The organism is Rhodococcus sp. S3, from assembly GCF_058211795.1.
Genome location: NZ_CM177074.1, coordinates 3,625,816 through 3,637,840 on the forward strand (window position 1 = coordinate 3,625,816; position 12,025 = coordinate 3,637,840).

At 69.1% G+C, this 12,025-nt stretch carries 10 protein-coding genes; 3 read left to right on the top strand and 7 right to left on the bottom strand.

The window, feature by feature from the left end; translation table 11 throughout:
- The first annotated feature begins 74 nt into the window (after positions 1 to 74).
- Together AC0LPE_RS16995 and AC0LPE_RS17000 are read left to right on the top strand one after the other, a co-directional pair.
- On the top strand, positions 75 to 1,622 hold the full coding sequence (locus tag AC0LPE_RS16995) for a PspC domain-containing protein (protein ID WP_490604869.1): 1,548 nt from the start codon (positions 75 to 77) through the stop codon (positions 1,620 to 1,622).
- The gene (locus AC0LPE_RS17000; RefSeq protein ID WP_160874384.1) at positions 1,615 to 1,848 is read left to right on the top strand and encodes a hypothetical protein; all 234 of its coding nucleotides are present in this window, start codon (positions 1,615 to 1,617) and stop codon (positions 1,846 to 1,848) included. Before AC0LPE_RS16995 ends, AC0LPE_RS17000 begins: the two co-directional genes overlap by 8 nt.
- Before the next feature lie 144 nt (positions 1,849 to 1,992).
- Here AC0LPE_RS17000 and guaA read toward each other — a convergent pair whose 3' ends face one another.
- The 4 genes from guaA to guaB form a co-directional block, all read right to left on the bottom strand.
- Positions 1,993 to 3,567, bottom strand: a complete 1,575-nt coding sequence (guaA, locus tag AC0LPE_RS17005; protein WP_490604870.1) for a glutamine-hydrolyzing GMP synthase — start codon at positions 3,565 to 3,567, stop codon at positions 1,993 to 1,995.
- A gap of 67 nt (positions 3,568 to 3,634) precedes the next feature.
- Complete coding sequence (locus tag AC0LPE_RS17010; protein ID WP_160874386.1) at positions 3,635 to 5,359, bottom strand: GMC oxidoreductase; 1,725 nt, start codon at positions 5,357 to 5,359, stop codon at positions 3,635 to 3,637.
- Positions 5,360 to 5,540: 181 nt separating this feature from the next.
- Positions 5,541 to 6,674 carry a GuaB3 family IMP dehydrogenase-related protein gene (locus AC0LPE_RS17015; RefSeq protein ID WP_016690950.1) on the bottom strand — a complete coding sequence of 378 codons (1,134 nt, stop codon included), beginning with the start codon at positions 6,672 to 6,674 and terminating at the stop codon, positions 5,541 to 5,543.
- A 71-nt stretch (positions 6,675 to 6,745) separates the two neighbouring features.
- A complete protein-coding gene (guaB, locus tag AC0LPE_RS17020; RefSeq protein WP_026060895.1) occupies positions 6,746 to 8,269 on the bottom strand; it encodes an IMP dehydrogenase in 1,524 nt (507 codons plus the stop codon).
- Between the two features lie 260 nt (positions 8,270 to 8,529).
- Here guaB and AC0LPE_RS17025 point away from each other — a divergent pair, with 260 nt between their 5' ends.
- On the top strand, positions 8,530 to 8,940 hold the full coding sequence (locus AC0LPE_RS17025; protein ID WP_006550077.1) for a DUF5319 domain-containing protein: 411 nt from the start codon (positions 8,530 to 8,532) through the stop codon (positions 8,938 to 8,940).
- 110 nt (positions 8,941 to 9,050) lie between these two features.
- Here AC0LPE_RS17025 and AC0LPE_RS17030 read toward each other — a convergent pair whose 3' ends face one another.
- The 3 genes from AC0LPE_RS17030 to AC0LPE_RS17040 all read right to left on the bottom strand — a co-directional run bounded on the left by AC0LPE_RS17030 (position 9,051) and on the right by AC0LPE_RS17040 (position 11,765).
- The gene (locus AC0LPE_RS17030; RefSeq protein WP_088897631.1) at positions 9,051 to 10,127 is read right to left on the bottom strand and encodes an anti-sigma-D factor RsdA; all 1,077 of its coding nucleotides are present in this window, start codon (positions 10,125 to 10,127) and stop codon (positions 9,051 to 9,053) included.
- The gene (locus tag AC0LPE_RS17035; protein ID WP_019288580.1) at positions 10,120 to 10,698 is read right to left on the bottom strand and encodes a sigma-70 family RNA polymerase sigma factor; all 579 of its coding nucleotides are present in this window, start codon (positions 10,696 to 10,698) and stop codon (positions 10,120 to 10,122) included. Before AC0LPE_RS17035 ends, AC0LPE_RS17030 begins: the two co-directional genes overlap by 8 nt.
- 128 nt (positions 10,699 to 10,826) lie before the next feature.
- Positions 10,827 to 11,765, bottom strand: a complete 939-nt coding sequence (locus AC0LPE_RS17040) for a hypothetical protein (protein ID WP_490604871.1) — start codon at positions 11,763 to 11,765, stop codon at positions 10,827 to 10,829.
- Positions 11,766 to 12,025: the final 260 nt, after the last annotated feature.

A 12,025-nucleotide genomic window follows, 5' to 3' on the forward strand; every position in this document is an offset into this window, starting at 1 on the left:
GTTCCGATCGGGCCCTCGGAAATCAGGGTCGGTCCCTGATGTGCCGCGCGCGGAAGCCCAGCAGGATGGGTGCCATGGACACGAGGAGCTTTCAGGACCAGGTGGCGGACATGTGGCGGACCCGCCCCGTGCGTCTGCCGAAGGAGGGGCACATCGCGGGTGTGTGCTCGGGTATCGGAGTGCGCTACGGCGTCGATCCCGTGCTGATCCGTGTCGTCTTCGTCGCGTCGGCGCTGTTCGGCGGTGGCGGTCTCGTCCTCTATCTGGCTGCCTGGCTGATGTTTCCCCGCCACGGCGACCAGGTCTCTCCGCTCGAATCGCTCGTCGGGCGGGGCGCGAGCTCGGACTCGACCACCAAGGTCGTCGTAATCCTCGTGGCCCTGGCGATCGCGGCGGGCGCCATCGGACCGGTGGGGGCGGGTTCGGGTGGTTCCGGATTCATCGGAACGCTCCTGTTGCTCGGCGGCTGGTGGCTGCTCTATCAGCGGCGTCCCGAACCGCCGGTGCTGCCGGCCCCCGAAGGAACATCCTTCCCCACCCAGGCGGCCTTTCCTCAGCCCCCGGTGACGAACTCGTACTGCTCCCCGTGGGGCGCACACACCGGTGCATGGAACATGCACGCGGGTCCGGCGGCCACGACGACACCGGGCGGGGAGACAGCAGGCACGGAGACAACCCCGCCTGCGCAGACCACCGATGCGACGGAGGTCGTGAACACCACCGACGCCTCGGGCACCGACACCCCCGCCTCGGGCACCGATACCCCTGCCTCGGGCACCGATACCCCCGCCTCGGGCACCGATACCCCTGCCTCGGGCACCGACGCCACAGCGCCCCCCGAGACGACGGAGAGGAAGACGTCCCCGATGCCCGACCTACGCAAGGACACCGACCGCACGGACACCGACGTTCCGCTCCCGGATGTCAACGCACTCTCGCCCCACCGTTCGGCACCGCCGGCATGGGATCCCCTCGGGGTCGCCCCGTTCGCGTGGGATCTGCCCGAACCGGCGCCGAAGCACGAACCCGCGGTCGTCACGAACAGGCGTTCGCGCCTGACCACGACGGTCCTCGGCCTGGCCGTGATCGCCGCTGCGGTGACCGGCGCGCTCGGTGCCGCCGCCGACCTGGCCTGGGTGACCCCCGCCCGGGTGGGCGCTGTGGCCCTCGCGGTCGTCGGTCTGGGCCTGCTGATCGGCGCGTTCCTGCACCGTGGTCACGGACTGCTCGTCGTCACCGGCCCCCTGCTGGGATTCGTCGTCCTCGCCTCGATCGCCGGACCGGTCGACACCTCGAACTGGGGCGACCGCACCTGGGCACCGACCAGCACCGACCAGCTCGAGTCCGAGTACAGCTTCCAGTTCGGGGCGATGACCCTCGACCTGCGGGGACTCGAACTCACCGAGGACCGCACCGTGCAGGTCGACGGCCGGTTCGGCAGCGTCGAGGTGCTGTTGCCGGAGAACCTGGACGTCCGCGCCGACTGCACGGTCGGCCCCGGTGAGATCAGGGGATGCCCCGCCCCCGGCATCGACGGCGGCGCCGACGGAGTCGACGACGGGCCGGTCCTGGACCTGAACGCGAACATGGAATTCGGATCTCTGGAGGTGCATCGTGGCTGATCACGAAACCGGAACACACACCGAGGATCGGACCGAGCGCACCCGCAAGGGACCGTCGCTCCTGCTCCTGCTCGCCGCACTGGCAGCGCTGGTCGTGAGCGGATGGGCCATGATCGGGCCGTTCTCCGTCGAGTTCCTCGCCGCCGTCGACCTCGGATGGGTCCTGGTGGGCGCGGCCCTGCTGATCGGAGCGGTGCTGGTCTTCCTCCCCACCCGCCGGAGGTAACCACCCCCACCTACGCGACGTCCCCCGGACCTGATCGGTCCGGGGGACGTTCGTCGTCTCACCGCTTCCGGCGAGCGAGGATCACTCCCACGCAGTCACACGCGAGTGAGGATCACTCCCACTCGGTCACACGCGAGTGAGGAATCACTCCCACTCGATCGTTCCCGGGGGCTTGCTCGTCACGTCGAGCACCACTCGGTTGACCTCCGCCACCTCGTTGGTGATGCGGGTGGAGATCCGCTCGAGAGTCTCGTAGGGCAGGCGCGTCCAGTCGGCGGTCATCGCGTCCTCGCTGGAGACCGGACGCAGCACGATCGGGTGTCCGTAGGTGCGGCCGTCGCCCTGCACGCCCACGCTGCGGACGTCGGCGAGCAGCACGACCGGGCACTGCCAGATCTGTCCGTCGAGGCCGGCGGAGGTGAGCTCCTCGCGGGCGATCGAGTCGGCGCGGCGCAGGATCTCGAGGCGGTCGCGGGTGACCTCACCGATGATGCGGATGCCGAGGCCGGGGCCGGGGAACGGCTGGCGGCCGACGATCTCCTCGGGCAGGCCGAGCTGACGTCCGACCGCGCGCACCTCGTCCTTGAACAGCAGGCGCAGCGGCTCGACGAGCTCGAATTCGAGGTCCTCGGGAAGTCCACCGACGTTGTGGTGGCTCTTGATGTTCGCGGTGCCGGAACCGCCGCCGGACTCCACGACGTCCGGGTACAGGGTGCCCTGCACGAGGAACTTCACGGTCTCGCCCTTGTCGGCACCCTCGCCGAGCACCTCGGAGACCGCGCCCTCGAAGGAACGGATGAACTCGCGGCCGATGATCTTGCGCTTGGCCTCGGGATCGGTGACACCGGCGAGCTCGCGCAGGAAGGTCTCGGACGCGTCGACGGTGACCAGGCGGGCACCCGTCGCGGCGACGAAGTCCTTCTCGACCTGCTGCCGTTCGCCCTCACGCATGAGGCCGTGGTCGACGAACACACAGGTCAGACGGTCGCCGATGGCGCGCTGCACCAGCGCTGCCGCCACGGCGGAGTCGACACCACCGGACAGGCCGCAGATGGCACGGCCGTCGCCGATCTGCTCACGGACCTGTTCGACGAGCGCGTCGGCGATGTTCGCTGCGGTCCAGTCGCCCGGGATCCCGGCGATGTCGTGCAGGAACCGGCTCAGCACCTGCTGGCCGTGGGGCGAGTGCAGCACCTCGGGGTGGTACTGGACACCGGCGAGGCGGCGGGCGCGGTCCTCGAACGCCGCGACCGGCGCGCCGGCGCTGGTGGCCGTGACCTCGAAGCCCTCGGGAGCCTCGGTGACGCCGTCGCCGTGGCTCATCCACACGGGCTGCGTCTCGGGCAGGCCGTCGTGCAGCACACCTCCGGACACCGACAGTTCGGTGCGACCGTACTCGCGCGAGCCGGTGTGCGCGACCGTGCCGCCGAGCGCCTGCGCCATCGCCTGGAAGCCGTAGCAGATGCCGAAGACGGGGACGTCGAGATCGAACAGAGAAGGATCGAGGCGCGGTGCGCCCTCCTCGTACACGCTGGCGGGGCCACCGGACAGCACCACTGCGCGCGGATTCTTCGCCGCGATCTCCTCGACACCGGCCGTGTGCGGCACGACCTCCGAGTAGACGTTGGCCTCACGAACGCGCCGAGCGATCAGCTGCGCGTACTGAGCTCCGAAATCGACGACGACGACCGGTCTGGACTGCTGGCTTTGCGACGACACCCGAACAGTCTAAGCGGCCGCGCCGGGTGTTCCCGACGCGGCCGCTCATCCGATCGTTTCCGGGTCGCTACGCGACGCCGCTGTGCTTGACCTCGACGACCGGCAGTCGCAACGCACCGGGCGCGTCGACGGGCACCACCGGGTTCTTCGGTTCGACCGGCGCGACACGACGGTAGGGCTGCCCCTGCTCGGGGCGCTGGTCGTCCTCACCCTTGTTGGGCCACAACGACGCAGCGCGTTCGGCCTGCGCCGCAATGGTGAGCGAGGGGTTCACGCCGAGGTTCGCGGAGACCGCGGCCCCGTCGACGACGCTCAGCGTCGGGTAGCCGTGGACGCGGTGGTACGGATCGATCACCCCGTGGTCGCGATCGGATCCGATCACGGCACCGCCGAGGAAGTGTGCGGTGAGCGGAATGTTGAAGATCTCACCCCACGTGCCGCCCGCGACACCGTCGATCTTCTCGGCGATGCGACGCGTGGCCTCGTTGCCGGCCGGGATCCAGGTGGGATTCGGCTGTCCGTGGCCCTGCTTGCTGGTGACCTTGCGACGGCCGAACAGACCCTTGGTCGTGTAGGTGGTGATGGAGTTGTCGAGGTTCTGCATCACCAGCGCGATGATGGTGCGCTCGCTCCATCGGTGCACCGAGAGCATCCGCAGCATCTTCACGGGGTTCCGCGCGACCTGCCCGAGGAACTTCACCCAGCGGGGAGTGCGTCCGTCGCCGTCGGTCATGAGCGTCTGCAGCAGGCCCATCGCGTTCGATCCCTTGCCGTACCGCACGGGCTCGATGTGCGTGTCGGGGGTGGGATGGAACGACGAGGTGATCGCGACACCGTCGGTGAGCTTCAGATCGGGGTCGATCCTCATCTTCCCGGCACCGACGATCGATTCGGAGTTGGTGCGGGTCAGTTCGCCGACCTTGTCGGACAGTTCGGGCAGCGCACCGGTGTCCTTGAGATGGTGCAGCAGGTGCTGCGTGCCCCACGTTCCGGCAGCGAGGACGACGTGCGCGGCCGTGTAGGTGCGCCGCCGCTTGCGGACCCACGCGCCGGTCCGTTCGGTGATCACGTCCCAGGTGCCGTCGGCGACCTGACGGAGATCGGTGACGGTGGTCAGCGGGACGATCTCGGCTCCCGCCCGCTCGGCGAGACCCAGATAGTTCTTCACCAGGGTGTTCTTGGCGCCGTGGCGGCATCCCGTCATGCACTCGCCGCACTCGATGCAGCCGGTGCGGTCGGGGCCCACACCACCGAAGTAGGGGTCGGCGACCGTGCGGCCGGGTTCGCCGAAGAACACGCCCACGGGCGTCTGGATGAAGGTCTCGCCGACTCCCATGTCGTCGGCCACCGACTTGATCACCTTGTCGGCGTCGGTCATCCGGCCGTACTGCACCACGCCGAGCATCCGCTTCGCCTGGTCGTAGTACGGGCTCAGTTCGTCCTGCCAGTCGGTGATGTGCGCCCACTGGCGGTCCTCGAAGAACGGCGCCGGAGGCTTGTACAGGGTGTTCGCGTAGTTCAGCGACCCTCCGCCCACGCCGGCACCGGCGAGGATCAGGCAGTCGCGCAGCAGGTGCACGCGCTGGATGCCGAAGCAACCGAACTTCGGTGCCCAGAGGAAGCGGCGCAGGTCCCAGCTGGTCTTCGCGAAGTCGGCGTCGGCGTAGCGGCGACCGGCCTCGAGAACGCCGACCTTGTAACCCTTCTCCACGAGGCGCAACGCCGTGACGCTTCCACCGAAACCCGATCCGACGATCAGGACGTCGTAGTCCGTGACCCGTTGCTTACCCATGGAACCTCCAGCGACGAGAGTTGTTACCGGCCAGTATGCACCTCGGCGGTGTGACTACAGGCACAGCCCCGACTCTACCCGTTACGTGGAGTTGCACGAAAACGAAGGGTGAAAATGCCGATGGCCGGTCACCGCGTCCTGCGACGCTGTGACCGGCCATCGGAATGTACCGGGAAGGTCCTTATCCGCGGACCGACAGACCGACCTTCTGGAATTCCTTCAGATCGGAGTAACCGGCCTTCGCCATCGATCGACGCAGACCGCCCACGAGATTGAGCGAGCCCGACGGGTCGTCGGACGGGCCGAACAGCACCCGGCCGAGGCCCGGTCGTCCGTCCTCGGCGACCCGGACGGCCGCGCCGCGCGGCATCGACGGATGCCCGGCCACGGACGGCCAGTACCAGCCCTTGCCCGCGGCCTCCTCGGCGAGAGCCAGGGGCGCGCCGAGCACGACCGCGTCGGCCCCGCACGCGATCGCCTTCGCGAGGTCGCCGGCATTCTCGATGTCGCCGTCGGCGAGCACGTGGACGTAGCGGCCCCCGGTCTCGTCGAGGTAGTCGCGCCGGGCCGCAGCGGCGTCGGCGATGGCCGTGGCCATCGGGATGCCGATGCCGAGCGAGGAGGACGTGGTGGTCGCCTGCTTCGTGGAGCCGAAGCCGACGATGACACCGGCCGCACCCGTGCGCATCAGGTGCAGCGCGGTGCGGTGGTCGCTGACGCCACCGGCGATGACCGGCACATCGAGCTCCGAGATGAACGTCTTGAGGTTCAGCGGCTCGTCCTCACCGTGGGCCACGTGCTCGGCCGAGATGATGGTGCCCTGGACGACGAGGAGATCGATGCCCGCCTTGACGAGCTCGGGTGTGAGGGCGCGCGCGTTCTGCGGGCTGACGCGGACCGCGGTGGTGACACCCGCATCCCGCACCTGTGCGACGGCCGCGGCCAGCAGATCGCCCTGCAGCGGAGCCGCATGCAGTTCCTGCAGGTAGCGGACGGCCGCACGCGGATCCGTGCTCGCGATCTCCGCGAGACGGGTGACGACGGCGTCGACATCGGCATGACGACCCCACAGGCCCTCGCCGTTGATGACGCCGAGACCGCCGGCCTTGCCCAACTCGATCGCGAAGGTGGGCGACACCAGCGCGTCGGTGGGGTGCGCCAGCACCGGGATGTCGAAACGGTAGGCGTCGATCTGCCAGGCCGTCGACACCTCCTTCGACGAACGCGTCCGGCGCGACGGGACGATGTCGACGTCGCCCAGCTCGTACGTACGTCGGGCCGTGCGACCCATGCCGATTTCAACGAGGTCGCGCACGCGCGCCCCTTTCTCCTCTTGGACGATGCTCCCGCCCTACTCGGAACGGGACCCTGCTGCGGACGCGAAAACTACCGGACCACGTAGTTCGGTGCCTCGGCGGTGATCGTGATGTCGTGCGGGTGGCTCTCCTTGAGGCCGGCGGCGGTGATCTGCACGAACTGTGCCTCCTGCAGCTGCTCGATCGTCGTCGCGCCGGTGTAGCCCATCGCTGCGCGCAGACCACCGATGAGCTGGTGCGTGACCTGCTGCAGCGGGCCGCGGAACGGCACGCGTCCCTCGATGCCCTCGGGCACGAGCTTGTCCTCGGAGAGCACGTCGTCCTGGAAGTAGCGGTCCTTCGAGTACGACTTGGCCTCGCCACGGCTCTGCATCGCACCGAGCGAACCCATGCCGCGGTAGCTCTTGAACTGCTTGCCGTTCACCAGGATCAACTCACCCGGGGACTCGGTGGTGCCGGCGAGCAGCGAACCGAGCATCGCGGTGGACGCACCGGCCGCCAGGGCCTTGGCGACGTCGCCGGAGAACTGCATACCGCCGTCGGCGATGACCGGCACGCCGTGGGCGCGCGCCACCGTGGACGCTTCGAGGATCGCCGTGATCTGCGGCGCGCCGACACCCGCGACGACACGCGTGGTGCAGATCGAGCCGGGGCCGATACCGACCTTGACCGCGTCGACACCCGCGCCGATGAGCGCCTCGGTGCCCGCGCGGGTCGCGACGTTGCCGCCGATGATCTGCACGCGGTCGCCGACCTCGCTCTTGAGCTTGGAGATCATCGACAGCACGTTGGCCGAGTGGCCGTGGGCGCTGTCGACGACGAGGACGTCGGCTCCGGCGTCGACCAGCGTCATGGCGCGGGTCCAGGAGTCGTCGCCGACACCCACAGCAGCGCCGACGAGCAGACGGCCGTCGCGGTCCTTCGTGGCGTTGGGGTGCTGCTCGGTCTTGACGAAGTCCTTGACGGTGATCAGGCCGGTGAGCTTGCCCTGACCGTCGACGATCGGCAGCTTCTCGATCTTGTGGCGACGCAGGAGACCGAGCGCGGCCTCGGCGGTGACGCCTTCGCGGGCCGTGACCAGCGGAGCCTTCGTCATGACCTCGGCGACCGGGCGGTTCTGGTCGACCTCGAACCGCATGTCGCGGTTGGTGATGATGCCGACGAGCTGACCCTCGTCGTCGGTGACCGGCAGACCCGAGATGCGGAATCGCGCACACTTCGCGTCGACCTCGGCCAGCGTGTCGGTCGGCTTGCAGGTGACGGGATCGGTGACCATGCCGGCCTCCGACCGCTTGACGGTCTCGACCTGCGCGGCCTGCACCTCGGTGGGCATGTTGCGGTGCAGCACGCCCATGCCACCGGCCCGGGCCATCGCGATGGCCATGCGGGACTCGGTGACGGTGTCCATCGCGGAGCTGACCAGCGGGATCCGCAGGCGGATCTCGCGGGTGAGCTGGCTCGACGTGTCGACCTGACTCGGGACGACGTCGGAAGCCGCGGGAAGCAGCAGCACGTCGTCGAAGGTCAGACCCAGCATTGCGACCTTGTTCGGGTCGTCACCGCCGGTGTGCACGCGCCCTCCGGTACTACTCATGCGGTTCGGACCCTCCGTGACAGTCGATGGGAGCGGACGGCAGAACCGTCCGGCAGCGGGAATGAATGAAGGCTGTGCACGCTCGTCGCACCGACGGGCGGTTGGAGAGCGGCACGCACCCATTCATGTTATCTGTTCCGGGGAACAAGCTCGGCTCCCACCCTGTTCCCCGATGTTCGTCACATCACCTCGTGTGATTTCACGGCGTGTCCCCTGGCGACCGCTGGCGCAGACCCCCTCGGTCTGCGTACCGTGGAGTCGTGCGTGATCAGTTGCCTCCCGGACTCCCACCGGACCCGTTCGCAGGAGACCCCGACGATCCGTCCGCAGCACTGGACGCGATCGAACCGGGCCAGCCCCTGGATCCTGCGGAGCGGCTCGCGGTGGAAGAGGACCTCGCAGACCTGGCCGTCTACGAGGCGCTGCTGGCTCCCCGCGGCGTCCGCGGACTCGTCGTGTGCTGCGAGGACTGCCACCAGGACCACTACCACGACTGGGACATGCTGCGGGCGAACCTGCTGCAGCTGCTCGTCGACGGCACCGTCAGACCGCACGAGCCGGCCTTCGATCCGTCCCCCGACGCCTACGTCACCTGGGACTACTGCCGCGGCTACGCGGACGCGTCCATGAACGAGGCTCTTCCCGTCGACCCCTACGGTCTGGATTCCTGAGTCCCCTGGATTCCTGAATTCCTCAGCCCACCGCGAACCACGCATCACGGCACTTCAACGAGAGAACGGGCCCGGCAGCATCTGCTGCCGGGCCCGTTCTCTCGTTGCTTCTACTCGCCTTCCGGCGTCGTGAGCGACGCCGGTGCCATATCGGCGGCCGGCCCGTCCTGCGTCGACCGCGGCGACGACGCGGTCGTGGTGGGTGCAGGGGTCTGGGACTCCGACGTCGCCGGCGGCGGCGGTTCGCTCGGCGCAGGTGACGGCTGCGTGCTGGACGACGACGACGGCGGCGGCGCGGTCTGCGACGGCGCGGACGTGCCGGTCACCGGCGGCGGCGCCTGCAGGATGGTCGGATCCACGGTCGTCGACGACGTCGGCGGCGCGGTGGTGCCCGTGCCGGTGCCCGTCGTGGGAGCGGGCTGCTGCCCTTCGGTGCCGGGCGTCGTGACCGGCGGGGGCACGACGGCACCGGGAACCACCGGAACCTCGGGTGCCACCGGTACCGCAGGCGGCGGAGGCACCTGCGGCACCAACCGGCCGAGTTCCTCGGCGAGGCGTTGCACCCAGTCGCCGAGCGCATCGCGCTCCTCCGCGTCCCGGACGTCGCCCGAACGGGACTCCGCGGACGTCAGCAACTCACGTGCTTCCTCCGTGTTGCCCTCGGCGATGAGTTGTTCGGCACGCTCCAGGGTCGATGTGGTGTCGATCCGGGCCTCGGTGGATTGCGCCTGCTCACTGAACACGACCTGCTTGACGCCCCACAACGGGTCGCCGGGCTCGGCGCCGTAGGACACGGCGGTCGCGCTGCCGACGGCGACGGCGACGAGCGCTGCTGCACCTGCGAGCGGACGGAGCAACCGGAGTTGCCCCTTCGATCTCGGGCGCAGAGGGGTGACCTCCGGGGCCGGAGCGAGCGTTTCCCGTGTTCCCAGTTCCCGGTGGACGGCGGCGACCACTTCGTCGAGGTCGGGGCCGGCGGGCATCGGTTCGGCGAGGATCTCTGCACGCCAATCGGCGAGCAGAGTGGCGAGTTCGTACTCCTCGTTGTCCTTCGTCTCGACGAGCCCGTTACCGGAGATCGCATCGATCAGCGCGTCGTCACGACGCACGGCGGCGAGGTCCACGGAGGTTTCGTCGTCGGGAAACTCGTCGTCGAAGCCGTCGCCCGAGAAACGCCCCCTACCCATTCCGCTCACCTGCTCTCGTGACTTCTTTCTTGAGTCTCGCGATGGCCCGGTGCTGGGCCACCCTGATCGCTCCTGCAGTACTTCCCACTGCTGCGGCCGTCTCTTCGGCCGACAATCCCATGACGAGACGGAGGATGAGGATCTCGCGCTGCTTCTCCGGGAGGATGCCCAGCAGCTGCTTCATCTGCCGGCCCGCCTCGGAGTTGATCGCGTATTCCTCGGGGCTGTCGTCGAGCGACATCACCTCCGGCACATCCGCCACGGGTTCCGCGCGGTTGCGGGCCGCACTTCGGTGCGCGTCGGCGACCTTGTGGGCAGCGATCCCGTACACGAACGCCATGAAGGGGCGGCCTTGGTCCTGATATCTCGGCAGAGCGGTCATCACGGCCAGGCACACCTCCTGTGCAACGTCGTCTGCAGAGAGCTGGCCGCGCTCTGCAGATCCGACCCGTGCGCGGCAGTACCGCACGACGAGGGGCCGGACACTTGCAAGAACCTGAGCGAGAGCCGCCCGGTCGCCTTGCGCAGCCGCAGCAACCGCGGAGTCCAACTCCTCACCCATAACAGTCATCGATTGCGCAAGTCCTGGCGTTACAGACGGCACCACCCCCCCGGGCGGGCTTCCACCTGACCGTGGAACACCCCCAGAGTAACTACAACGACCGACCGGTCGGGTCACCCCCCGCGCGCGAGTGGAACTCAGCAGGCGGACGAGGTCACGAACCGGCCCCCACGCCCGACGATGGTGGTCGCGCAGATATCACGGACGCGACCCGCATCGAGATCACGGACGCGACCCGCATCACCCCCTCCGAGTCCGTCGAGGAGCATCGCCGCGGCCCATTGCAACGGAACCAGTCCGTGTTCCTCCGCGCGCGCGAGGACGTCGGCGGCCAGTTCCACGGCCGGACCGTGGTCGGGCAGTCCGGTCAGAGAGGCCGCCCGCACGAGGTCGGACTTCACGGCGTGCCGGATCGATCCGAATCCGTCCGCGAGTTCCACCGCGCGGTCCGCCCGGCTGCGAGCACGGGTGAAGTCGCCTGCCGCGAGAGCGGATTCGGCCCCGACCCACGCGAGACGGATCCGCTGCCGAACGAAGGCCTTCTCCCCCGCTTCCGATTCGGCAGCGTCGAGCGCGGCTGCGCATCGGTCGAGGAGCGACCCGCAGACCGCGAGACGGCCCCGCCCGAGCGCATCGGCCGCCAACCCCGTGGCGGCGTCGCACCATGTAGCGACAGCAGCGGCGTCGCGCGATGCAGCGACAGTGTCGGCGTCGCGCCGTGCGGCGACAGTGTTCCCGGAGCCGGTTCGCAGCGACCCCGCCTCTACGAGAGCACGTCCGTCCAGCACTGCGGCGGCACGATGCCCACCCAACTGACGGAGGAGGGAGGCCTCGGTGCTCGCTCCGAACGACGACCACACTGCTCCGGTGCCACGCACTCGGGTGAGCTCGGCCCGCGCGGCGGCGTAACGCCCCTGCCCACCGAGCGCGACGGCCCGCAGCCAGCTCTGTTCGGGTCCGTGCGCCGCGGGGAGCGGATGTGCCCCCGGCGTCGGACCGAAGGCCGCGGCGACCAGGATCGCGTGGCGGTCGGACGGTGTCGGTGCCGCCTGCGGGCGGGCGTCGGGATGTGCCATCGCGGAATCATCGCACCAGCGGATTCCGGCGATACGCGGGGCTCCGGGGCCGACGCCGGGCATTTGTCGGAGAGAAATTCTCACCGTGAGCGCAAATAGTCTCGACGATTGGAACGCAGGGATGCACAGAAGACATTTCCGAACATTTTGTTAAACATCGCGTTAAAACATGCGTGGCGCATGTAAGGTGCCGACCCGGCCCTCCGAGCCCGAGTCGGAGCCACCTTCGGCCACCGAAAGTCCGGGTTACCAGCGAGTAA